Consider the following 23,159-nt stretch of genomic DNA (forward strand, 5'->3'; position numbering starts at 1 on the left):
GGACGCACGTCCGGGACGTGGCCGGCGTTGCCCACGTGGCGAACACCACCTCCGACGGGCGGGGCCGGTGAGGGTAGCCTTCGCCGGGTGAGGATCGTCGTCTGCGTGAAGTTCGTCCCCGACATCCAGTCCGACCGGCAGCTCGGTGCCGACGGGCGCGTCGTGCGCGACGGCGGTGACGGCACCCTCAACGAGCTCGACGAGAACGCCGTCGAGGCCGCGCTCGCGCTCGCCGAGGAGCACGACGGCGAGGTCGTGGTCCTGACGGTGGGCCCGGACGACGCGGTCGACGCGGTCCGCAAGGGCCTGCAGATGGGCGCCGACGAGGCGGTCCACGTGCTCGACGACGACGTCGCGGGCTCGGACGCGATCGGCACGGCGACCGTGCTCGCGGCCGCCGTCCGTCACCTGTCGGCCGACGCCCCCGTCGACCTCGTGCTCACGGGCATGGCCGGCCTCGACGGCCTCACGTCGCTGCTGCCCGCCGCGCTCGCCGAGCTGCTCGACCTGCCGGCGCTGCCGCTCGCGTCGTCGCTCGACGTCGACGTCGACGCGCGCACCGCGACGGTCGTGCGGCGCCTGGACCACGCGACCGAGACGCTCACGGCGCCGCTGCCGGCCGTGGTGTCGGTGACCGACGGCATCAACGAGCCGCGCTACCCGAACTTCAAGGGCATCATGGCCGCCCGCAAGAAGCCCGTGGCGACGCTCACGCTCGCCGACCTGGGCGTCGACCCGGCGACCGTGGGGGCCGCGGGCGCCCGCACGCAGGTCCTCGAGGCCGCCCCGCGGCCGCCGCGCGAGGACCGCGTCCTGCTCACCGACACCGGTGACGCCGGGACGCGGCTCGCCGCGTGGCTCGTCGAGCGCAAGCTCGTCTGAGCGCGGCCCGCCCCCACCCCGTCGCCCGCACCACCGGAGGACCGTCGTGACCGCCACCCCCGTGCTCGTCCTGCTCGACCACGCCCCCGACGGCACGCTGCGCGCCCCCGTGCGCGAGCTGCTGACCCTCGCGCGCGACCTCGCGGGCGACGCGGGCGTGCACGGCGTGTGGGCCGGTGACCAGGACGTCGCCGCCGCCCGGCCCGTGCTCGCGGCGCAGGGCGTGACCGCCGTGCACCGCCTGGTCACGGACGCGGACCCGCACGTGTCGGACGTGCTCGCCGACGGGCTGCAGGCCGCGCTCGCGGCCACCGGGTCGACGCTGCTGCTGCTCGTGTCGACCTTCGAGAACAAGGAGGCGGCGGCGCGCCTCGCGGTCCGCACGGGCGCGGGCGTCGTCACCGACGTCGACGGGCTGACGCTCGAGGACGGCCGCGTGGTCGCGCACAAGACCGTGCTGGCCGGCACGTGGACGACGCGCTGCGCGGTGACCACGCCGACGGCCGTCGTCACGGTCAAGGCGAACGCGGTGCCCGCGCAGGACGCGCCCGCGCCGAGCGACCCGCGGGTCGAGGACCTGCCCGTCGCGGTGCGTCCGTCCTCGACGCGGGTCACGGTCGTCGAGCGCAGCGAGCACGCGGCGTCGGGACGCCCCGACCTCGGCTCGGCGAACGTCGTCGTCGTCGGCGGCCGCGGCACCGAGGGCGACTTCTCGCCCGTCGAGGAGCTCGCCGACGTGCTCGGGGGTGCGGTCGGCGCGACACGCGTCGCGACGGACGAGGGCTGGATCGGGCACGACGCGCAGATCGGCCAGACCGGGGTGACGGTGTCACCGCGGCTCTACGTCGGCGCGGGCGTGTCGGGCGCCGTGCACCACCGCGGCGGCATGCAGGCGTCGGGCACGATCGTCGCGGTCAACAGCGACCCCGACGCACCGATCTTCGAGATCGCCGACTTCGGGATCGTGGGCGACCTGTTCACGGTGCTGCCGCAGACGGCCGCGGAGCTGCGCCGGCTCCAGGGCTGACGTCGGTCGTCGCTCGCGTGCCGGGCGGCGTCCTCACGCCCCCGTGGCGGGGAGCGCGTGGCCCGGGCGGTGCGTGACGGGTGCGGTGCCGGGCCGAGCCGCGGGCGGTCGTCCGGTCGTCAGGCGATGTCGCGCAGCCACCGCAGGGTCGCGCCGGCCTGCGCCGCCTGGAACGCGCGCAGGTTGGGAATCCCCGGGGGGGCGGGCTGCCCCGACGACCACGCGAAGTACCCGGCCAGCCCGGACAGCGCCGCGCGGAGCTGGTCGACCGAGACGCCGTCGGCCACCGCGCTCTGGCTGAACAGCCACGCGGGGTCGCCCGCCCCACCCTGCAGGGCCACGCTCGGCAGCATGAACGCCAGGTCGAGCCACGGCGCGCCGACGCTCGCGTGCGGCCAGTCGATCAGCCAGACGCGGTCGTGGCCGTCCTCGATCATGACGTTGTCCGCGCGCAGGTCGCCGTGCACGAGCGCGTCACCCGCGCACGCCCGCAGCGCGTCCTGCTCCCAGCGCACGAGGTCGTCGAGGTGCTCGACCGCCCACCGGCCGGGCTCGTCGATCGCGGTCGCGACGCGCTCGCGCTCGGCGGGGTCGGCGCGCAGCATCCGGCGCCAGCCGGTGAAGTCCTCGGCGAGCTGGTCGTCCGTGCGCGGCAGCGCGTGCCCCGGGGTCGGCTCGCAGTGCGCCAGGTCGTCGATCGCGGCGAGCACGAGCGCGAGGTCGTCGGCGCGCCACGGCAGCTCGGGCGAGCGGCCGTGCACGGCGTCGAAGCCGATGATGACCCAGTGGCCGTCGTCGTGCCACCAGCGCAGCGCAGGTGCCGGCACCTGCGAGGGCAGCGCCGCGGCGGCACGGATCTCGGCGCGCGCGAGCTGCGGTGAGGTCGGGTTCTGGTCGGGCGACACGGCCTTGACGAAGACGGCCCGGCCGTCGGTGAGCTCGAGCACGGCGCAGAACCCGGGGGAGAAGCCGCTGGTGGCCGACGTCTCGGCGGTGACGCGTGCGCCGGCGAGGGTCTCGATGCGGTCCCGCACGGCCCGCGGCAGGTCGCGCCAGTCGAGCCGCTGTCCGCCGAAGGCGAGCGGCAGCGCGATGACGTCGTCGGCACTCACGCTGACATCCTGCCAGCAAGACGGCCCCTCGGGTCGCGCGATCGCCCGCGGCGTGCGGGGGAAACGTGCCGACCGTGGGGGAGAGTCGTGGCCCGGGCCCCGGCGGCGGCCCGTCGCCGACCTCGGTGGGGAGGCGGCGCCGGGGCCCGCGGGCACGTTCGTAGACTGTCGACGTGAGCCCGTCCCGTCCGCCCGCGGTCTACCTCGACCACGCGGCCACCACGCCGATGCGCCCCCGGGCGCTCGCCGCGCTCACCGACGCGCTGGCGCGCACGGGCAACCCCTCGTCGCTGCACACCGCGGGGCGCACGGCGCGCCGCACGGTCGAGGAGGCGCGCGAGCGGGTGGCCGCCTCGCTCGGCGCCCGGCCGAGCGAGGTCGTGTGGACCGCGGGCGGCACCGAGGCCGACAACCTGGCGGTCAAGGGGCTGTTCTGGGCGCGGCACGCGCAGGACGTGCGCCGCCGCCGCGTCGTGGTGTCGGCGGTCGAGCACCACGCGGTGCTCGACCCCGCGTTCTGGCTGGCCGAGCACTCGGGCGCCGAGCTCGTGCTGCTGCCCGTCGACGCCGAGGGCGTCGTCGAGGTCGACGCGCTGCGGGCCGAGCTCGACGAGCACGGCGACGCGGTCGCGCTGGTCTCGGTGATGTGGGCCAACAACGAGGTCGGCACGCTGCAGCCGCTCGACGAGGTCGTCGCGCTCGCGCGCCGGCACGGCGTCCCCGTGCACGCGGACGCCGTGCAGGCCGTCGGCCAGGTGCCGGTCGACCTCGCGGCGTCGGGCGTCGACGCGCTCACGGTGAGCGGCCACAAGGTCGGGGGACCGGGCTCGACGGGTGCGCTGCTGCTGCGGCGCGGTCTCGCGGTCACGCCCGTGCTGCACGGCGGCGGGCAGGAGCGCGACGTGCGCTCGGGCACGCTCGACGCGCCGCTGCTCGCGTCGTTCGCGACGGCCGTCGAGGAGGCGGTCGCCGAGCGCGCCGAGCACGCCGCGCGCGTCGCGGCCCTGCGCGACGACCTCGTCCGGCGCGTGCTCGCCGAGGTCCCGGGCGCCACGCTGCGCGGGCCGTCCGACCCGGCGCGTCGGCTGCCGGCCAACGCGCACCTGACGTTCGCGGGCTGCGAGGGCGACTCCCTGCTCTACCTGCTGGACGCTGCGGGCGTCGAGGCGTCGACCGGGTCGGCGTGCCAGGCCGGCGTGCCGCGCCCCTCGCACGTGCTGCTCGCGATGGGGGTGGGGGAGGACGACGCGCGGGGCGCGCTGCGGTTCTCGTTCGGCGGCACGTCGACCCAGGCCGACGTCGACGCGGTCGTCGCGGCCCTGCCCGCGGCGGTCGAGCGCGCCCGCGCCGCCGGGCTCACGTCGACGCTGGTGGGTGCCTGATGCGCGTGCTCGCCGCCATGTCGGGCGGCGTCGACTCGGCCGTCGCCGCCGCGCGCGCGGTCGACGCGGGGCACGACGTCGTGGGCGTGCACATGGCGCTGTCGCGCACGCCCGCGCAGGAGCGCACCGGGTCCCGGGGCTGCTGCTCGATCGAGGACGCGTCGGACGCGCGCCGCGCGGCGGACGTGCTCGGCATCCCGTACTACGTGTGGGACATGTCGGAGCGGTTCGAGCAGACGGTCGTCGCGGACTTCCTCGCCGAGTACGCCGCGGGCCGCACGCCCAACCCGTGCGTGCGCTGCAACGAGCACGTGAAGTTCGCCGCTCTGCTCGACAAGGCGCTCGCGCTCGGGTTCGACGCGGTGTGCACCGGGCACTACGCACGCGTCGTCGACCGTGCCGACGGCACGCGCGAGCTGCACCGGGCGTCCGACGCCGCGAAGGACCAGTCGTACGTGCTGGCCGTCATGGGCCCCGAGCGGCTCGCGCGCGCGGTCTTCCCGCTCGGCGACGTGACGTCGAAGGCCGAGGTCCGGGCCGAGGCCGTCGCGCGCGGGCTGTCGGTCGCGGCGAAGCCCGACTCGTACGACATCTGCTTCGTCGCCGACGGCGACACCCAGGGCTTCCTGCGCCGTGCGCTCGGCGAGCAGCCGGGCGACGTCGTGGACGAGGGCGGCGAGGTCGTCGGCCGCCACGACGGCGCCTACGCCTACACGGTGGGTCAGCGGCGCGGGCTCGCGCTCGGGCGCCCCGCGGCCGACGGGCGCCCGCGCTACGTGCTGGCCGTCGAGCCCGTGCAGCGGCGCGTGGTCGTCGGCCCCGCCGAGTCGCTCGACGTCGCGCACGTGGTCGGTGCGTCCGCGGTGTGGTTCGCCGACGTGCCCGCGCCGGGGACGACGCTCACGGCGCAGGTCCGCGCGCACGGCGCCGACGTGCCCGCGCGCGTGCTCGCCGCCGACGCGGACGGCGTCACGGTCGACGTCACGGGCGCCGGGCTGCGGGGCGTCGCGGCGGGCCAGTCGCTCGTGCTGTACGACGGCACGCGCGTGCTGGGGCAGGCCACGGTCGCCGCGACGCGCGCACCTGCCGACGTGGTGCCCGCGCCGGGACGCACGGCGTGACGGGCGTCAGCGGCGTCGGCCCCTGGCCCGGGACCGACGCGCTCGAGGCCGCGAGCACGGTCGTCGGCGACCTCGTCGACACGCCGAGCGAGGTCGTCGGCACGCCGTTCACGGTGCTGCTGCCCGCGCGCGGGCCGTGGGGCGACGCGACGGGGGCCGCGGTCGCCGTGCTCGCCGACCTGCCGGCCGAGCTCGGCCCGCACGGCTGGAAGCTCGCCGACCGACCGGGGCGCGACCTCGAGCGCGCGCGGGCCCACGCGCGCGAGGACCTCGACGCGCTCGCGGTCGCGGCGCACGGCTACGCGGGCCCGCTCGTGCTGCCCGCGCTGGGGCCGTTCACGCTCGCGGCCGACGTCTACCTCGCGCGCGGCGACCGCATGCTGTCCGACCCCGGCGCGGTCCGCGACGCGGTCGGCTCGGTCGCCGCGGGGCTCGCCGAGCGCGTCGCCGACGTGCGACGGGTCGTCCCCGGCGCCGACGTCCGCGTGCTGCTGCGCGAGCCGCTGCTGGCTCCCGTGCTCGCCGGGGCCGTGCCCGGGTTCTCCGGGCGGGCGCCGCTGCGCCGCGTGCCGGGACCCGTCGTGGCCGAGGGGCTCGGCGCCGTGGCCGACGCGGTGCGCGCCGCGGGGGCGACCGCGCTGGTCGTGCACGGCGGCACCGCGTGGTCCCCGCTCGCGGCCGTGCGGGCGTCGTCCGCCGACGGCGCGGCGCTCGCGGTGGCCGGCATCGGCGAGCGCGGCTGGGAGGAGGTCGCGCAGGTCGTCGAGGACGGCCGCGCGTTCTGGCCCGAGCTTCCGCCGCAGGCGTCGTCACAGTGCGCGGGCCCCGACGTCGTCGGGCAGGCCGACGCGCTGACACGCCCCTGGCGGGCCGTCGGGCTGCCCGCCGCCGCGCTGCGCGACGTCGTGCTGCTCGCGGGCGCACCGCCCGAGCGGGCGACCCCCGACGACGCGCGCGGCGCGCTCGCCGGTCTCGTGCGTGCCGCGAGCCTCGTCGCCGAACGGGCGGAAGGATGACCACCGTGCCCCCCACCCCGCCGCCCGGGCCCGCGCCGCTCGACTGCCCCGCACCGCCCACGCGGCGCGCCCCGCGCTCGCGGCGCCGCGCGCTCGCGCTCCTCGTCACGACCGCACTCGGGCTCGTCGGCGTCGTGACGCTCCTGGTCACGTGGGTGAGCATCGGCGTGCGGACCGTGCAGGCGGCGCAGGACGCCGCACCGGGCACGTGCCTCGCGGCGTACGAGGCCGGCGAGGCCGACGCGCGCGTCGGGTTCGGCGTCGTGCCCGCGCGCTCGGTCTGCACGTGGGACGTCGACGGTGCGCGCGAGCGGTCCGTCGTCGCGGCGGCGCCCACGGCCGTGGTGGTCGGTGGGCTCGTGCTGCTGCTCGGCGGTGCGGCCGGGACGGCCGTCGCGGTGCTGCCGCCCCGGCAGGCACGCGCCGCCGCGGGCGGTGCTGCCGCCCGCCGCGGCGACGCGCCATGATGTCCGCCGTGACCGACGTGCCCCCCACCACGACCGGAGCGCGGCTGCGCGCGTGGTTCCGCGACCTGGGCGCCGTCGTCGCGCACGGCGTGCGGCTGTGGGTGCGCTGGTGGCCCGTGCTGCTCGTGCTCGCGCTCCTCGCGGTCGCGGGCCGCCACGCGGCCGGCTGGGCCGCCGTGAACGCCGCGGGCGTCAGCAACACCCTCGGGTGGGCCGTGCTCGTGCTCGCGCCGCTGTGCATGGTCGCCGGCATCGTCGCGATGCTGCACGTGCTGCGGCGCGACCTGCCCGCGCTCGCCGCGATCGGGCGCACGCGCGCGCCCGACGACCCGACCTCGGGCCACGAGCGCGGGCTCGTCGACGTCCTGGGCTCGGTGCTCGTGCCGTTCCTCGCGCTGTACGCGTCGTACGGGTTCCTCGCCGAGGACCGCGCCCGGTTCTTCAACACGGCCGCGTACCGGGCGTTCCGGGAGAACGGGTTCTCGCTCACGGGCGACCGGGCCGACGGCTCGTTCGTCGACCTCGCGAGCGGCTGGTGGGTCGTGCTGGTGGTGGGCGTGGCGGTCGTGCTGCGGTGGGCGCTCGGCCGCTGGGAGGGCCGCAGCCACCGGCGCGCGCTCGCGTTCGTCGGCGCGTACGTCGAGGCGTTCTGGCTGCTCGTGGCCGCGGCCTTCGCGACCGAGCTCACCGGCCGGGTCTGGGCGTGGGTCGAGACGCGGCGCGCGGTGTCGATCGTGCTCGAGTGGTGGTTGACGGCGCTCGACGCGCTGGGCCCGCTGGCAGGTCCGGTCGACGCGGTCGTCGACACGGTCGCGGGCGTGCTGGGGAACCTCGACGACCTCGTCGTCATCCCGCTCGCGTGGCTGACGGTCGGCGCGGTGGTCTACGGGCACCGCCTGGCCGACCCGCCGCGCCCGCGGCGCACGGCGCCCGCGGCCTGGCAGCGCGTGCCGGCCCCCGTGCGCCGGTGGTCGACCGAGGCGGCGGCGCCCGTCGTCGGCGACGTGCGGGGACGGTTCACGGCGCTCGCGGACGGGCTGCGGCGCATGGCCGTCGCGGGTCTCGGGCCGATGCTGGTGTTCGCGCTCGCGTTCCTCGTCGCGACCCGTGTCGAGGAGGGCGTGCTGCTGCTGGGGCGGGCCGTGCTCGGCCCGCAGGACGTCCGCACGTGGCTGGCGTTCGTGCCGATGCTCGAGGGGCTCGCGACCGCGATCGGGCTGACGCTGACGATCGCGCTGCTCGCGGCCGGCGTGGACCGCGTGGTGCGGGGGCAGGGCGCGCCCCGGGGTGACGACGAGGCCCCCGTCGAGCCGCAGGCAGCCGACGCGCGCTGACGGGCGACCGACGCCCGACGGGTGGGAGGGCCTTGACGTGCGTCCAGATGTGCGTAATCGTTTCCACACCGAACCGACCGGTCGGTGTGACGAAGGAGTGACACCATGCCCATCCCCGTGATCCTCGACTGCGACCCGGGGCACGACGACGTCTTCGCCATCTGGCTGGCCGCGGGCAACCCCGCGCTCGACCTGCGCGCGATCACCACGGTGTCCGGCAACGGGTACCTCGAGCACACGACGCGCAACGCGCTCGTCGCGTGCACGGTCGCCGGGATCGAGGGCGTGCCCGTCGCGGCCGGCGCCGACCGCCCGCTGGCCCGGACCCTGACGCCCGCGTCGTGGATCCACGGCGAGAACGCCCTCGGGGGCCGGAGCTGCCCGAGCCCACGGTCGCGCTCGACCCGCGCCCGGCGGTGCAGCTCGTGCTCGACACGCTCGAGGCGAGCGACGAGCCCGTGACGATCATCCCGACCGGCCCGCTCACCAACGTCGCGACGCTGCTGCGCGACCACCCCGAGGCGCGCGACCGGATCCGCGAGATCGTGTGGATGGGCGGCTCCACGACCAGGGGGAACGCGACGCCGTACGCGGAGTTCAACGCGTGGGCCGACCCCGAGGCGGTGGACGTCGTGCTCGCGTCGGGCGTGCCGTTCACGATGGTCGGGCTCAACATCACGCACCAGGCGCTCATCAGCGCGCAGGTGCGCGAGCGCATCGCCGCGATCGGCAACGCGACCTCGGCGTTCGGCGTCGAGCTCCTCGACTACTTCTGCTCGACGTACCTCGAGGCCGAGAAGATGCCCGAGGGCCCGCTGCACGACCCGGTCGCGGTGGCGCTCGTGGCCGACCCGGCCGTGGCGACGACCGTCCGGACGCGGGTGGACGTCGAGCTGCGCGGCGAGCGCACCGCGGGTGCGACCTGCGTCGACCTCATCGACATCCTGCGCCTGGAGCACAACGCGACGGTGGCCCTCGACCTCGACGTCGAGCGGTTCTGGGGCCTCGTCGAGTCCGCGCTGCGCGCCCTCCGCTGAGGGCGTTCACCAGCGACAACGCGTAAACGATTGCGCATTCTTGCGCGTCCCATCGACCCCGCACGTCCCGCCTCATGCGAATCGAAGGAGCTTCGACATGACCGCACGACCCACCGCCCGTCGGCCGCTCGCCCTCGCCGCGCTCGTCGCCCTCGCGCTCGCCGCGTGCGCCACGCCACCGGCACCCGAGCCCGACGCCGCCACCGCCGGCACGTCCGGGCGCGACTACACCGCGTGCATGGTCTCCGACTTCGGGGGCCTCGACGACAAGGGCTTCAACCAGGCCGTCCGTGACGGCATGCGCACCGCCGAGCAGGAGCTCGGCGTCCGGACCCTCACGCTCGAGTCGAACAGCGAGACCGACTACGCGCCCAACCTCGAGCAGGCCTACCAGCAGGGCTGCGACCTGACCGTCACGGTCGGGTTCTCCACCGCCGACGCCGCCCGGACGGCCGCCGAGCGGTACCCCGACCGCAGCTTCGCGATCGTCGACGACTCCTCGATCGACCTGCCGAACGTCAAGCCGGTCGTCTACGACACCGCGCAGGCGGCGTTCCTCGCGGGGTACCTCGCGGCCGGGTACTCGCGCACCGGCGTCGTCGGGGTCTACGGCGGGCAGCCGTTCCCGCCCGTCATGCTCTTCCTCGACGGCTTCGCCGACGGCGTCGCGCACTACAACGAGGTGCACGGCACCGACGTGCGCCTGCTGGGCTGGGACAAGGCCAGCCAGACCGGCACCTTCTCCGGCACGTTCGACGACATCGCCGCGGGCAAGTCCGTCACCCGCAACCTGCTCGACCAGGGCGCCGACGTGGTCATGCCGGTCGCCGGGTCGCTCTACCAGGGCACCGCCGAGGCGCTGCGCGACGCGGGCCGGGGCGTGCTCATCGGCGTCGACAACGACACGTACGAGATCGCGCCGCAGTACGGCGACCTGATCCTCAGCTCGGTCATGAAGCAGATGGGCGACGCGATCGTCAGCGTGGTCGACGAGGGGTCGCAGGGCCGCTTCGACGCCACGCCGTACGTCGGCGACCTCGCGAACGCGGGTGTCGACCTGGCGCCGTACCACGACCTCGCGGACACCCTGCCGGACGGCCTCGCCGACGAGGTCGCCGCCCTGCGCCAGCAGGTCGCCGACGGCGAGATCGTCGTCGAGTCGGTCAACTCCCCGCGCTGACCCCGAGGTCGCGGGGTGCGACGCCGCACCCCGCGGCCCGGAAGGAGACACGATGAAGCTCGAGCTGCGCGGCATCACCAAGCGCTTCGGGACCCTGGTCGCCAACGACGCGATCGACCTCGTGGTCGAGCCGGGGCAGATCCACTGCCTGCTCGGCGAGAACGGCGCCGGCAAGTCGACCCTCATGAACGTGCTGTACGGCCTGCTGCGCGCCGACGCCGGCCAGATCCTGCTCGACGGGGCGCCGCAGCACTTCGACGGACCGGGCGACGCGATGCGCGCCGGCATCGGCATGGTGCACCAGCACTTCATGCTCGTGCCGGTCCTCACGGTCGCCGAGAACGTCGTCCTCGGCGACGAGGACGTGCGCGGGCCCGGCTGGCTCGACATGCGCACCGCGCGGCGGCGCGTGCGGGAGATCTCGGAGCGGTTCGGCTTCGACCTCGACCCCGACGCGCTCGTCGGCGACCTGCCCGTCGGCGTGCAGCAGCGCGTCGAGATCGTCAAGGCGCTGGCCCGCGACGCCCGGGTCCTGGTGCTCGACGAGCCCACCGCCGTCCTGACCCCGCAGGAGACCGACGAGCTCATGGCGACGATGCGGCGCCTCGCCGACGCCGGCACCGCGCTCGTCTTCATCACCCACAAGCTGCGGGAGGTGCGCGAGGTCGCCGACCGCATCACGGTGATCCGGCACGGCCGCGTCGCCGGCGCCGCCGAGCCCGGCACCACCACGCGCGAGCTCGCGCGGCTCATGGTCGGGCGCGACGTCACGCTCACCGTCGACCGCCCGCCCGCACGTCCGCGCGGCGACGGGCTGCGCGTCGACGGGCTCACGGTCCGCGACGCGAGCGGGCGCGCCCTCGTCGACGACGTGACGCTGCAGGTCCGCGGGGGAGAGGTGCTGGGGATCGCCGGCGTCCAGGGCAACGGGCAGACCGAGCTCGTCGAGGCGATCACCGGTCTGCGGGCACCGTCCGCGGGGACCGTGCGCCTCGGGGACGACGACCTCACGCGCGCCGGGGTCCGCGCCGTGCTCGCGGCCGGCGTCGGGCACGTCCCCGAGGACCGCACGCACGACGGGCTGGTCGGCGAGTTCTCGATCGCCGAGAACCTCGTCCTCGACCGCTCGTTCGGGCCGCCGTTCGTGCGGCGCGGCGAGGTCCGCCGTGCGCACCTGGCCGAGTTCGCCCGCCAGCGCGTCGACGAGTTCGACGTGCGGACCTCGTCGATCCGCACGCAGGTGCGGCGGCTCTCGGGCGGCAACCAGCAGAAGGTCGTCATCGCGCGCGAGCTGGCCCGGCCCCTGCGCCTGCTCGTGGCGGCGCAGCCGACCCGCGGCGTCGACGTCGGCTCCATCGAGGTCATCCACCGGCGCATCGTCGAGACCCGCGACGCGGGTACCGCGGTGGTCGTGGTGTCCACCGAGATCGACGAGGTGCTCGGTCTCGCCGACCGCATCGCGGTGATGTACCGCGGGCGCGTCGTGGGCGTCGTCCCGGCCGGGACGAGCCGGGAGGTGCTCGGTCTGATGATGGCCGGCACCCCGATCGAGGAGACGGACGCGGCATGAGCGACGTGCAGACCCCCGTGCGCGAGCAGGCGCACCAGGAGCCACCGCCGGACCGTGCGGGCGCCGTGCTGCGCGCCGTGACGCAGGGACGCGTGACCACCTCGTTGCTCGCGGTGCTCATGGCGTTCGTGCTCGGCGCGCTGCTCGTGTGCCTGACCGACGACCGCGTCGCGGCCGCCGCACCGTACTTCCTGCGGCGGCCCGGCGACCTGCTCGCGGCGGTCGGGCAGGCCGTGGGCGGCGCGTACCTCGCGCTCTTCCAGGGTGCCGTGTGGGCGCCGCGCGACACGTTCGCCGCGAGCATCCGCCCCCTGACCGACAGCCTGATGTTCGCCACGCCCCTCATCACCGCCGGCCTCGGGGTCGCGCTCGCGTTCCGCGTCGGCATGTTCAACATCGGTGCGCGCGGGCAGATCCTCGTCGCCGCGGCGTGCGCCGGGTGGGCGTCGTCCTCGCTGCACCTGCCGGTGGGCGTGCACGTCGCCGTCGCGCTCGCCGCGGGCCTGGCCGGCGGGGCCCTGTGGGGCGGGATCGCCGGGCTGCTCAAGGCCCGCACCGGCGCGCACGAGGTGATCGTCACGATCATGCTCAACTACGTCGCGTTCTACCTGGTCTCGCTGCTGCTGCGCACGCCGGTGCTGCAGGTCGAGGGGTCGGCCAACCCGCGCTCGCGCCCCGCGGACGCCACCGCGGTGCTGCCGCCGCTGTTCGGGGACGCGCACACCACGCACGCCGGGTTCGTGCTCGCGCTGCTCGCGGTCGCGGGCGTGTGGTGGCTGCTCGACCGCTCCGCGCTCGGGTTCCGGTTCCGCGCCGTGGGCCTCAACCCCCGAGCGGCACGCGTCGCGGGCATCGACGTCGAGCGCGTGTACCTCGTCGTCATGGTCCTGGCGGGTGCGCTCGCCGGCCTGGCCGGCGCCGGGCAGGTGCTCGGCACCGTCACCACCGGGTTCGGCGTGAGCATCGAGGCGGGCATCGGCTTCGAGGCCATCACGGTGGCCCTGCTGGGCCGGTCGCGACCCCTCGGCGTGCTGCTCGCCGGCCTGCTGTTCGGCGCGTTCAAGGCCGGCGGGTTCGCGATGCAGTCCATGCAGGCCATCCCCGTCGACCTCGTCCTCGTGCTGCAGTCGCTCATCGTCCTGTTCATCGCGGCGCCCCCGCTCGTGCGCGCCCTGTTCCGGATCCCCGCCCCGGCGCGGGGCCAGGAGTGAGACCCATGACCCCCACCCAGCTCCTGCGGTCCCTCGCGCCCCGGCGCGACGGACGCGCCGGGACGGCCGCGGCGTCGTGGCGCACGCCGGTCACGATGGCCGTCCTCACGCTCACCGCCGCGCTCGCCGCGGCGCTCGGGTCGCGCACCGGCACGACGTCGTTCCGGCTGTCCGAACCGACCGACGTGCTCGCGCTGCCGACGGCGACCGTGCCCGCGCAGGCCGCGACCGTCGCGCTCACGCTCGTCATGGCGGCGCTGTGCGCCGCGGCGGCCCTGCGGGTCCGTGCCGGACGCCCGCCGGCCCGGGCCCTGGCGCCCGCGTTCGGGACCGCGTTCGTGCTGGCCCTGCTCACGTGGGCCGCCGCCGGCGCGACCGTCCCGGTCGTCGGGCTGCTCGGCGGTGCGCTCGCGCTGTCCATCCCGCTCGTGTTCGGCGCCATGGGAGGCGTGCTGTCCGAGCGCGTCGGCGTCGTCAACGTCGCGATCGAGGGTCAGCTGCTGGCGGGTGCGTGCGTGTCCGCCGTCGTCGCGACCGTGACCGGGCAGCCGCTCGTGGGACTCGTCGCCGCGGTCGTCGCGGGCGCGCTCGTGGCCACCGTGCTGGCGGTCTTCTCCGTCCGGTACCTGGTCGACCAGGTCATCGTCGGGATCGTCCTCAACGTGCTGGTCACGGGCCTCACCGGGTTCTTCTACTCCACGGCCCTGGCACCCGACGCGGCCCGCCTCAACGCGCCCGCGCGGCTCCCGCAGATCGCGCTGCCCGTGCTGGGCGACCTCCCCGTCGTCGGCCCCGTGCTGTTCCGCCAGACCGTGGTCGTGTACGCGATGTACGTCGTCGTCGCGGTCGTGTGGGTCGTGCTGTTCCGCACGCGGCAGGGTCTGCGCATCCGCGCCGTGGGCGAGCACCCCGAGGCGGCGGACACCGTCGGCATCGACGTGCGCGCCACCCGGGTGCGCGTCGTCGCGCTGGCCGGGGCGGTCGCCGGTCTCGGTGGCGCCTACTTCACCCTCGGGTCCGTGGGAGGGTTCGGCAAGGACATGACGGCCGGCGCCGGGTTCATCGCGCTCGCGGCCGTCATCCTGGGCGGCTGGCACCCGCTGCGCGCCGCGGCCGCGGCCCTGCTGTTCGGGTTCGTCAGCAACCTGCAGAACGTGCTGGGGATCGTGGGGTCGCCGCTGCCCAGCGAGCTCATGCTCATGCTGCCGTACCTGGTGACCGTGCTCGCGGTCGCCGGGGTGGTCGGGAAGGTCAGGGCGCCCGCCGCGAGCGGGACCGCGTACGAGGGGGCGTCATGAAGCGCACGCTGCTGGTCGTCGGGTCGGTCAACGTCGACGCCGTCTCGGGGGTCGAACGGTTCCCGGCGCCGGGGGAGACGGTCCTGGCGTCGTCCTACCGTCAGGGGCTCGGCGGCAAGGGCGCCAACCAGGCCGTCGCCGCGGCGCTCGACGGCGCCCGGGTCGAGCTCGTCGCGCGCACGGGCGACGACGCGGGCGGCGCCGCCGTGCGGACCGAGCTCGCCGGGTGGGGCGTCGACGTGACGGACGTGGCGGCCGTGCCCGGCGTGCCGACCGGGATCGCCCAGATCCTCGTCGACGCCCGGGGCGAGAACATGATCGCCGTCAGCTCGGGCGCCAACGACGCGCTCGACGCGGCGGCGGTCGACGCGCTCGCGGACCGGCTCGGGCCCGGCACGACCGTGCTGTCGCAGGGCGAGGTGCCCGTCGAGGTGCTCGACCGCCTCGCCGAGGTGTGCCGGGAGCGGGGCGCGCGGTTCGTCCTCAACCTGGCGCCGCCGCGCGACGTCGCACCGCGGACCCTGCGCACGGCGGACCCGCTGGTCGTCAACGAGCACGAGGCGCGCACGCTCGGCCTCGACGGCGCCGATCCCGAGGACTGGCGGCTCGCGTGCGCGGCCGCCGCGGGCCGGCTCGCGGAGGCGGTCGTCGTGACGCTCGGCGCGCGCGGCGCGGTGGCGGCGACGTGCACGTCGTCGGCCTACGTCGCCGCACCCGTCGTCGACGCCGTCGACGCGACCGGGGCGGGCGACGCGTTCGTCGGGGTGCTCGCGTCCCGGCTCGCCGTGGGCGTCGACCTGGGCGGTGCGGTGCAGAGCGCGGTCGCCGCGGCGTCGCAGGCGGTGACCCGGCACGGGACCGTCGAGTCGTACCCGCGCCGCTGAGCCCCCTCAGGGGCGCGTGGTCGACGCGCGGACGAGCAGCTCGGGGCTGATCCGGCTCTGCCGGGTCGGCGCCGAGCCGTCCGCGATCCGCGCCAGCAGGGTGCGGGTGACCTCCTGCGCCAGCGCGGCGAACGGCTGCACGACCGTCGTGAGCGCCGGTTCGGTGATGCCCGCGATCACGGTGCCGTCGAACCCCGTGACGAGCACGCGCCCCGGCACGTCGACGCCGAGGCGCCGCAGCGTCGTGACCACGCCGACGGCGAGCAGGTCGTCGGCGGCGACGACCGCATCGGGCAGCGGGCCGCGTGCGACCAGCTCCTCGGCGGCGCGCTGCCCGGCCTCGAGGCTGAAGTCGTCGAGCAGGGGTGCGTGCACCTCGAGGCCCGTGCGGGCGACGGCCGCTTCGAAGCCCTCGCGGCGCTCGACACCGGCCGACGTCACGTCGTCGGCGCCGACGAGGACGACGCTGCGGGCGCCACGGTCCACGAGGTGGTCGACGACGACGCGCATGCCGAGCGCGTTGTCGACCCCGACGAAGTCGGTGGTCAGGCCCTCGACGCGGCGGTCGAGCTGCACCACGGGCGCGTGCCGGCGTGCCGCGCGCAGCGCGGGGGCGGAGCGCTCGACGTCGGCCGGCACCACCACGAGGCCGTCGATCTGGCGTCCGACGAGCGTCCGCAGCCGGCGTGCCTCGTGGTCCACGTCGCCGTGCGAGTCCGCGATCAGCAGCTCGAGCCCGGGCTCGACGAGCGCGCCCTCGACCGCGTCGACGAGCTGCGCGAAGTACGGGTTGCCGATGACGGGGACCGTCATGCCCACGGTGCGCGTCGAGCCCTCCCGCAGCGCGCGCCCGACGCTGTTCACCTGGTAGCCCAGGCGCCGCGCGACGGCGGTGACGTGCGCCGTCGTCGACGCGGAGACGCGGTTGCGGCCGGTCAGCGCGCGCGACGCGGTCGCGATCGACACGCCCGCCGCCTCGGCCACGTCGCGCAGCCGCACCTCGTCCGTCATGGTCCGCTCCCTCGTCGGCGCCATCCTGTCACGCAGGGGGCGTCCGCCCGCGTCACCCGCGCGCGGTCGGCAGGACGACGTGCTGGGGCAGCTGCCACCACAGGACCACGTCGCTGACCTGGACGTCCGCGGGCAGGACCACGACCGGGGAGACGGTCCACGTGGCCGGGCGCTGCGGGGTCGAGTCCGGCGTGAGCACGTCGTCGAGGTCGCCGAGCGAGGGTGCCGGGCCGGGTGCGTCGGCCGGCACGCAGGGGGAGGCCGGCTGCGTGGCCCCCCACCCGTTCGCCACGTAGTCGTACCGCGTGCCGTCGGCGTCCCGCACGGCGAGCGAGCAGCCGCGCAGCACGACGTCGGGGTCGGCGCTCAACGACATCTCGACCTGCACCGCGCGGGCGCCCGCGGGCACCACGAGGTCGCGCGGCGGCGTCGTCGCGTCGACGACGGCGTCGAGCCTGACCTCGACGTCGAGCGGGCGCGTGCCGCCGAGCCCGTCGCGCACGTCCTGGTGGAACGCGACGGCCGCGCCGGGGGCGGCCGTCGTGGGATCGTGCAGGCCCTGCTCCCACCACAGGGAGCGCACGCGGTCGCCGGACGCGGCGGCCATGAGCGCCAGCGCGAGCGGCAGGGCGACCAGGGCCCAGCGGTTGCGCCGCCACCACGAGCGCGGACGCGCGGCGGGGGACGGGACGGTGGTGGTCACGGCTGCTCCGGCGGTGCGTCGGACGCGGCGGGGGCGCGCACGGGGGTGTCGTCGGTCGACCACGCGTCCGCGTCGTCCTGCGTGAGGCCCAGGTCGACCTCGGCGACGTCGTCGTGGCGCTGGTCCTCGACGTCGAGGCCGACGCGCAGGCGCGCGCCCGGCACGGCCTCGGGCGGGAGCTCGACGTGCAGCGTCGCGTACCGCGGCACGCCGGGCTGCGCCGCGCCGGGCAGGAACGCGGAGCGGCCCCCGGTGAACACCGTGTACGTGCGGCCGTCGCCGCCGAGCAGCTCGGCGAACGCGAGCGCGCGGGGCTGTCCCTTCGCCTCGACCGTCACGGGGACGACCAGCCAGACGCCCGGCGTCGCGAGGAGCGACCCGACCTCGGGCGCCAGGACGGTCGACCCCGTCGGCTCCTCGACGGTGAGCCGCGCGTAGCGGAGGTCGAGCGTGTCGCCGACGTCGCCCTCGCGCACGAAGGGTGCGGCGACGCGCTCGTCCACCGGGAACGCCGACGTGACGACGTGACCGACCACGAGCGCGGCCAGGACGGCGGCGCCCGCGCCGAGCGTGCGGCCCGCCGGCGGGCGCACGCGGGGACGGGCCCGGCGCGCGCCGTCCGCGGCGCTCACGCGGCGTCCTCGTCGGCCACGGCCCCGCGCGCCGGCAGGTCGCCGCGCAGCACGGTCGCGGCGTCGCGCCAGCCGGCCGTCGGGTCGAGCGAGCCGGTGCCCCAGACGTGGCGCTGCAGCTGGACGGCGACGGACGTCGGCGGCGGGGTCCCGCCGTCCTGCTCGAAGAGGAAGGCGACCTCGTACGCGAGGCCGGGCTGCACGGGGCTCAGCTCCGAGCCGTCGACGAGCACCGCGACCGCGGACGCGGGCACGCCCAGGTCGCCCGGGGCCCCGACGAGGCCCGGCACGTCGTCGAGCGTGAGCGCCTCGCGCAGGACCGGGCCCAGGACGCCCGCGTCGGACGTGTTGCGCACGGTCGCCACGACGCCGAGCCAGCGGTTGCCGGGCTCGCTCAGGTCCTGCCCGGGCAGGTCGGTGGTCCACACGACGCGCTCGACGGTGAGCTCGAACGGCGCGACGTCGACGGGCACGCCGGTCGCCAGGACCTCGAGGCCGTCGTCGGTCTGCTCCTCGAGCCCGCCGAAGGCCGCGGTGGCGGCCAGCAGCACGACGGCGCCCACGACGCCGAGACGCCGCAGCGGCTGGTCGAGCACGCGACGCGCGACGCGGCTGCCGCTCGCCCGTGCGCGGGCGCGCAGGTCGGGCGGGGCGGCGGGACCGGGCACGCGGCCGAGTGTAGGGCCGTCGCGGGGGTGCGGGACGTGCCGGCCGACGGGCGGGCGGGGAGCCGGGCGCGGCGGGCGGCGTGTGGGTGCCGCGCGCCATGATGGACCCGTGAGCGACCCGACCCCGCAGACCGCCGAGCGCGACGTGCCCGCCGAGGCCCGGCACCGCTGGACCGAGCTGGCCGAGCAGATCCGGGCCGACCAGTTCGCGTACTACGTGCGCGACGCGCCGTCGTCGTCGGACGCCGCGTACGACGAGCGGCTGCGGGCGCTCGAGGCGCTCGAGGCGGAGCACCCGGGGCTGCGCACGCCGGACTCGCCGACGCAGCGCGTCGGCGGCACGTTCTCGACCGAGTTCACGGCGGTCGACCACGTGCAGCGCATGCTGTCGCTCGACAACGCGTTCTCGCGTGACGACCTGCTCGCGTGGTCGCAGCGCGTGCACCGCGACCTGGAGTCGGACGCGCCGCTCGCGTACCTCACGGAGCTGAAGATCGACGGGCTCGCGATCGCGCTGCTGTACGAGCGCGGGCGGCTCGTGCGGGCGGCCACGCGCGGCGACGGCCGCACGGGCGAGGACGTCACGCTCAACGTCCGCACCATCACGACGATCCCCGAGGTCCTCGGCGGCGACCCCGCGACGCACCCCGAGCTCATCGAGATCCGCGGCGAGGTGTTCCTGCCGGTCGAGGCGTTCCGCACGCTCAACGAGGCGCAGGTCGCGGCCGGCCGCCCGCCGTTCGCGAACCCGCGCAACGCCGCCGCCGGGTCGCTGCGGCAGAAGGACCCGCGCGTCACGGCGTCCCGCCCGCTGCGCATGTACGCGCACGGCACCGGCGCGCTGACGTGGGGCGAGGGTCGTGGGCAGGGCATCGAGCGGCAGTCGCAGGTGTACGAGCTGCTGGCCGGGTGGGGCGTGCCGACGTCGTCGCACACGCGCGTGCTCGACGGGCTCGACGACGTGTGGGACCGCATCGCGTACTACGGCGAGCACCGCCACGACGTCGAGCACGAGATCGACGGCGTCGTGGTCAAGGTCGACGACATCGCGCTGCAGCGCAGGCTGGGTGCGACGAGCCGTGCGCCGCGCTGGGCGATCGCGTACAAGTACCCGCCCGAGGAGGTGTTCACGCGTCTGCTGGCGATCGAGGTGGGCATCGGCCGCACGGGGCGCGCGACGCCGTTCGGCGTCATGGAGCCCGTGACGGTCGCGGGCAGCACCGTGCGCCAGGCGACGCTGCACAACCAGGACGTCGTCCGGCTCAAGGACGTGCGGCCGGGCGAGACGGTCGTGCTGCGCAAGGCCGGCGACGTCATCCCCGAGATCGTGGGGCGTGCGCCGCAGGCCGACGAGGGCGAGCGGCCGCCCGCGTGGCACATGCCCGCCGACTGCCCCGAGTGCGGCACCCCCCTGCGGCCCATGCGCGAGGGCGACGTCGACCTGCGCTGCCCGAACGCGCAGGGCTGCCCCGCGCAGGTGCGCGGCCGGCTCGAGCACATCGGCTCGCGCGGCGCGTTCGACATCGAGGTGCTCGGCGAGGTCACCGCCGCCGCGCTCACGCAGCCCGAGGTGCCGAGCACGCCGCCCGTGCCGACCGAGGCCTACCTGTTCGACCTCGTGCGCTACGGCGACGACCCGACGCCCGACGACGTCGCGCGCGTGCGTGACGCGAGCCTCGCTGCGCTCGCGCAGGTCGAGGTCGTCGTGCGCGACGCCGAGACGGGGCTGCCCAAGGAGGACGAGGACGGCACCGTCCGGCGCCGCACGCCCTTCCGCCGCACGCTCAAGCACACCAAGGCGCAGCGCGCCGCCGCCGACGCCGAGGGGCGCGTGCTGCGCGAGTGGGAGCCGTCCGAGGCCGCCCGCACGCTGCTCGACCAGCTCGAGCTGGCCAAGTCCAAGGAGCTGTGGCGCGTGCTCGTGGCGCTGAGCATCCGCAACGTCGGGCCCACGGCCGCGCGCGCGCTCGCGCAGGAGTTCGGGTCGATGCGCGCGCTGCGCGAGGTCGTCGACGCGACGTGGTGGCCCGACGAGCCCGACGCACCCGCCGCGGCGGGCACGGGCGACGGGGCCGGAGCGGGGCAGCAGGACGCCCTCGACCTGGCCGGGGCCGACGACGGACCCGCCGCCGACGTCGCCGAGGAACCCGCGCCGGACCCGCACGCCGCGCACCGCGCGGTCGCGGTCGCGCGGCTCTCGGGCGTGGAGGGCGTCGGGCCGACGATCGCGCAGTCGCTGCTCGACTGGTTCGGCGAGCCGTGGCACCGCGAGGTCGTCGACCGGTGGGCCGCGGCCGGCGTCGTCATGGAGGACGTCGCCGACGCCTCGACACCCCGGACGCTCGAGGGCGTCACGGTCGTCGTCACGGGCAGCCTCGAGCGGTTCAGCCGCGACGGCGCCAAGGAGGCGATCCTCGCGCGCGGCGGCAAGGCGTCGGGCTCGGTCTCGAAGAAGACCGACTTCGTGGTCGTCGGCGAGAACGCGGGCTCGAAGGAGACGAAGGCGCGCGAGCTCGGCCTGCGGATTCTCGACGAGGCGGGGTTCGAGACGCTGCTGGCCGGCGGCCCCGACGCGGTCGGGCCGCCGCCCGCGGCCGACGGCGGCAGCGACGCGGGGCGGCCGGGACGGCCGCGCCGGACGACGAGGCGGCCGCGCCCGACGACGCGTCGTGAGCGCCGCGGGACACGTCGTCGTGCGTGCGGCGCGCGACGACGAGCTCGCGGCCGTCGGCGCCCTCACGGCGCGCGCGTACGTGGCCGACCGGCTCGTCGACGCGAGCCACTGGTACGCCGACGAGCTGCGGGACGCACGGACCCGCGCGGCGCAGGCGACCCTGCTCGTCGCGGTCGACGCCACCACGGACGACCTGCTGGGCACGGTCACGCTCGCGGCCCCGGGCACGCGCTACGCCGAGGTCGCCCGGGTCGACGAAGTCGAGCTGCGGATGCTCGCGGTGGACCCGGCGCGGCGCGGCGCGGGCGTCGCCGAGCACCTCGTCCGCGGTGCGTTGCGCACCGCGGTCGCGGGCGGCGCGCGCGACGTCGTGCTGTCCACGCTCGACCCCATGACCGCCGCGCAGCGCCTCTACGCCCGCCTCGGGTTCGTGGCACGGCCCGAGCGGGACTGGACCGACGAGGTCACGATGCGCGTGCGCACGTGGCACGCGCCGTCGGCGCCCGGCGTCGACGTCGAGGTCGCGACGTGGCCCCCGCTGCGCACGGTCGACGTCGACGGGTGGCGCGTCGGCCTGTCGCGGGGCGTGACCCGGCGGGCGAGCTCGACGGTCGCGCCGTGCGCCGTCGCCGACCTGCCGGGCGCGGTCGACCGCGTCGAGGCGCTCTACGACGCCGACGGTGCACCGTCGACGTTCCGCGTCGGCGACCCCGGCAACCCGTCGGGCCTCGTCGCCGAGCTGGACCGTCGCGGCTACGCCGTCGCGTCGCTCACCGACGTGCTCGTGCGCGACCTCGACCCGCTCGCGCGCGGGCGTGCGGCGGGCGCGGCCGCCACCGGTGACGTCGCGCCCGGGCGCGTGCGCGTGGCGGACGCGCCCGACGACGCGTGGCTCGACGGGTGGCTGCGGGGCAAGGGCGGCGCGCGCGACGTCTCGCGTGCGATCGTCGGCGCCGCGCCCGCCCTCTACCTCACCGCGACCGACGAGGCGGGCGACGACGTCGCGGTGATCCGGGCGGCGCTCGTGGGGGAGTGGGTCGGCCTGTCGTGCCTGCAGGTCGCGCCCGCGGCACGCCGGAGCGGCTGGGGTCGCTCGCTGACGGCGGCCGCGCTCGCCGCGGCCGCGGAGCGCGGCGCCCGGCGTGCCTTCCTGCAGGTCGAGTCGCACAACGCCGGGGCGCTGCGCCTGTACGAGGCGCTGGGGTTCCGGCTCGCGCACGGGTACGCGTACCGCGAGCTCGCCGCGGGGCCGTCGACCGGCTCGCGCTGACCCGACGGGAGCGCCACGGCGGTCCCGCGCTCCCCGCGCCGTGGCGGCGTGCGGGGTGCACCGCGGCCGCCCTCCCGGGCGGGCCGATCGGGGCGCGGGAGCCGATACTGGGCGCATGATCTCGACGGACAACGCCGTGGCCCTCGAGGCCGCCGGCCTGCAGTGGCACCCGCGCGCCGGCGACCGCTTCGTGGTGCGCGGTGCCGACATGGGCGGCGAGGTGTTCACGATCTCCGAGATGGTCGTCGAGGCGCACGAGTACCCGACCGGCACCGTGCTCGGCTTCAACGGGACGACCGAGTGGGCGCTCGACTCGCTGCGCCAGGAGGACGCCCTCTGGCTGCCGCGCGAGGACCAGCTCCGCGAGCTGCTGGGCGGCACGTTCCGCAGCCTCGCGCGCTCGACCGACGGCCGCTACCAGGTCCTCGTCGAGATCGGCGGGCAGCCCGAGCGGGTGTTCACGTCCGAGGAGCCCGCCGACGCGTACGCCGAGGCGCTCCTCGCGCTCGTCACGGCCGCGACCTCGCGCGTCGGCTGAGACCGCGCGGACCGGCGCGCGCGTCGGACGGCACACGCGTCGGACGGCACACGCCCCGGGGAACGGCACCGCGCCCCGGTGACTGCGCCCTCGTGGCCGTGCCCCGTGTCCGGCCCGGGACGCGCGACGGCCGGGCCGGACA

19 protein-coding genes and 2 pseudogenes are annotated in these 23,159 nt (G+C 76.6%); 16 read left to right on the forward strand and 5 right to left on the reverse strand.

Annotated features, from left to right (window positions below):
- The first annotated feature begins 87 nt into the window (after positions 1 to 87).
- Together GY42_RS00520 and GY42_RS00525 are read left to right on the forward strand one after the other, a co-directional pair.
- Complete coding sequence (locus GY42_RS00520; RefSeq protein ID WP_046527822.1) at positions 88 to 882, forward strand: electron transfer flavoprotein subunit beta/FixA family protein; 795 nt, start codon at positions 88 to 90, stop codon at positions 880 to 882.
- Between the two features lie 46 nt (positions 883 to 928).
- The gene (locus tag GY42_RS00525) at positions 929 to 1,909 is read left to right on the forward strand and encodes an electron transfer flavoprotein subunit alpha/FixB family protein (RefSeq protein WP_046527823.1); all 981 of its coding nucleotides are present in this window, start codon (positions 929 to 931) and stop codon (positions 1,907 to 1,909) included.
- Between the two features lie 119 nt (positions 1,910 to 2,028).
- Here GY42_RS00525 and GY42_RS00530 read toward each other — a convergent pair whose 3' ends face one another.
- Positions 2,029 to 3,021, reverse strand: coding sequence for a phosphotransferase (locus GY42_RS00530; protein WP_046527824.1), 993 nt, complete (start codon positions 3,019 to 3,021; stop codon positions 2,029 to 2,031).
- A 173-nt stretch (positions 3,022 to 3,194) separates the two neighbouring features.
- On the opposite strand from GY42_RS00530, the gene GY42_RS00535 reads away from it, so the two are divergent.
- The 11 genes and pseudogenes from GY42_RS00535 (at position 3,195) to GY42_RS00585 (ending at position 15,521) form a co-directional block, all read left to right on the forward strand.
- A complete protein-coding gene (locus GY42_RS00535; RefSeq protein ID WP_082131293.1) occupies positions 3,195 to 4,403 on the forward strand; it encodes a cysteine desulfurase family protein in 1,209 nt (402 codons plus the stop codon).
- On the forward strand, positions 4,403 to 5,524 hold the full coding sequence (gene mnmA, locus GY42_RS00540; protein WP_046527825.1) for a tRNA 2-thiouridine(34) synthase MnmA: 1,122 nt from the start codon (positions 4,403 to 4,405) through the stop codon (positions 5,522 to 5,524). The genes GY42_RS00535 and mnmA overlap by 1 nt, the downstream gene beginning before the upstream one ends.
- On the forward strand, positions 5,521 to 6,540 hold the full coding sequence (locus tag GY42_RS00545) for a hypothetical protein (protein WP_046527826.1): 1,020 nt from the start codon (positions 5,521 to 5,523) through the stop codon (positions 6,538 to 6,540). The genes mnmA and GY42_RS00545 overlap by 4 nt, the downstream gene beginning before the upstream one ends.
- 5 nt (positions 6,541 to 6,545) lie before the next feature.
- Positions 6,546 to 7,007: a hypothetical protein gene (locus tag GY42_RS00550; protein ID WP_152667189.1), complete on the forward strand. Its 462-nt coding sequence runs from the start codon at positions 6,546 to 6,548 to the stop codon at positions 7,005 to 7,007.
- 8 nt (positions 7,008 to 7,015) lie between these two features.
- Positions 7,016 to 8,341 carry a hypothetical protein gene (locus GY42_RS00555; RefSeq protein ID WP_152667190.1) on the forward strand — a complete coding sequence of 442 codons (1,326 nt, stop codon included), beginning with the start codon at positions 7,016 to 7,018 and terminating at the stop codon, positions 8,339 to 8,341.
- A 105-nt stretch (positions 8,342 to 8,446) separates the two neighbouring features.
- A pseudogene (locus GY42_RS00560) lies at positions 8,447 to 9,378 on the forward strand (nucleoside hydrolase).
- 97 nt (positions 9,379 to 9,475) lie between these two features.
- A complete protein-coding gene (locus GY42_RS00565; protein WP_046527829.1) occupies positions 9,476 to 10,558 on the forward strand; it encodes a BMP family lipoprotein in 1,083 nt (360 codons plus the stop codon).
- Positions 10,559 to 10,610: 52 nt separating this feature from the next.
- Positions 10,611 to 12,128 carry an ABC transporter ATP-binding protein gene (locus GY42_RS00570; protein WP_046527830.1) on the forward strand — a complete coding sequence of 506 codons (1,518 nt, stop codon included), beginning with the start codon at positions 10,611 to 10,613 and terminating at the stop codon, positions 12,126 to 12,128.
- Positions 12,125 to 13,339: an ABC transporter permease gene (locus tag GY42_RS00575; protein ID WP_082131294.1), complete on the forward strand. Its 1,215-nt coding sequence runs from the start codon at positions 12,125 to 12,127 to the stop codon at positions 13,337 to 13,339. The genes GY42_RS00570 and GY42_RS00575 overlap by 4 nt, the downstream gene beginning before the upstream one ends.
- Before the next feature lie 5 nt (positions 13,340 to 13,344).
- On the forward strand, positions 13,345 to 14,637 hold the full coding sequence (locus GY42_RS00580) for an ABC transporter permease (RefSeq protein WP_046527831.1): 1,293 nt from the start codon (positions 13,345 to 13,347) through the stop codon (positions 14,635 to 14,637).
- Positions 14,634 to 15,521: a ribokinase gene (locus GY42_RS00585; RefSeq protein WP_046527832.1), complete on the forward strand. Its 888-nt coding sequence runs from the start codon at positions 14,634 to 14,636 to the stop codon at positions 15,519 to 15,521. Before GY42_RS00580 ends, GY42_RS00585 begins: the two co-directional genes overlap by 4 nt.
- 6 nt (positions 15,522 to 15,527) lie before the next feature.
- Here GY42_RS00585 and GY42_RS00590 read toward each other — a convergent pair whose 3' ends face one another.
- Genes GY42_RS00590 through GY42_RS00605 form a run of 4 tightly spaced genes read right to left on the reverse strand, consistent with a single transcriptional unit; the run spans position 15,528 to position 18,535 of the window.
- On the reverse strand, positions 15,528 to 16,532 hold the full coding sequence (locus GY42_RS00590; protein ID WP_046527833.1) for a LacI family DNA-binding transcriptional regulator: 1,005 nt from the start codon (positions 16,530 to 16,532) through the stop codon (positions 15,528 to 15,530).
- A gap of 52 nt (positions 16,533 to 16,584) precedes the next feature.
- On the reverse strand, positions 16,585 to 17,235 hold the full coding sequence (locus tag GY42_RS00595; protein ID WP_046527834.1) for a hypothetical protein: 651 nt from the start codon (positions 17,233 to 17,235) through the stop codon (positions 16,585 to 16,587).
- Complete coding sequence (locus GY42_RS00600; RefSeq protein WP_046527835.1) at positions 17,232 to 17,867, reverse strand: hypothetical protein; 636 nt, start codon at positions 17,865 to 17,867, stop codon at positions 17,232 to 17,234. Before GY42_RS00600 ends, GY42_RS00595 begins: the two co-directional genes overlap by 4 nt.
- Complete coding sequence (locus tag GY42_RS00605; RefSeq protein WP_046527836.1) at positions 17,864 to 18,535, reverse strand: hypothetical protein; 672 nt, start codon at positions 18,533 to 18,535, stop codon at positions 17,864 to 17,866. The genes GY42_RS00600 and GY42_RS00605 overlap by 4 nt, the downstream gene beginning before the upstream one ends.
- Positions 18,536 to 18,644: 109 nt before the next feature.
- On the opposite strand from GY42_RS00605, the pseudogene ligA reads away from it, so the two are divergent.
- The 3 genes and pseudogenes from ligA to GY42_RS00620 form a co-directional block, all read left to right on the forward strand.
- Positions 18,645 to 21,117: pseudogene (gene ligA / locus GY42_RS00610) on the forward strand (NAD-dependent DNA ligase LigA); the annotation flags it as partial.
- A gap of 171 nt (positions 21,118 to 21,288) precedes the next feature.
- The gene (locus GY42_RS20160; RefSeq protein ID WP_442856790.1) at positions 21,289 to 22,479 is read left to right on the forward strand and encodes a GNAT family N-acetyltransferase; all 1,191 of its coding nucleotides are present in this window, start codon (positions 21,289 to 21,291) and stop codon (positions 22,477 to 22,479) included.
- A 115-nt stretch (positions 22,480 to 22,594) separates the two neighbouring features.
- Positions 22,595 to 23,017 (forward strand): hypothetical protein, encoded by a 423-nt coding sequence (locus GY42_RS00620; protein WP_046527838.1) that lies wholly within the window; start codon positions 22,595 to 22,597, stop codon positions 23,015 to 23,017.
- Positions 23,018 to 23,159: the final 142 nt, after the last annotated feature.

It is taken from the genome of Cellulomonas sp. FA1, from assembly GCF_000986825.1.
GTDB classification, from domain to species: Bacteria; Actinomycetota; Actinomycetes; order Actinomycetales; family Cellulomonadaceae; genus Cellulomonas; species Cellulomonas iranensis.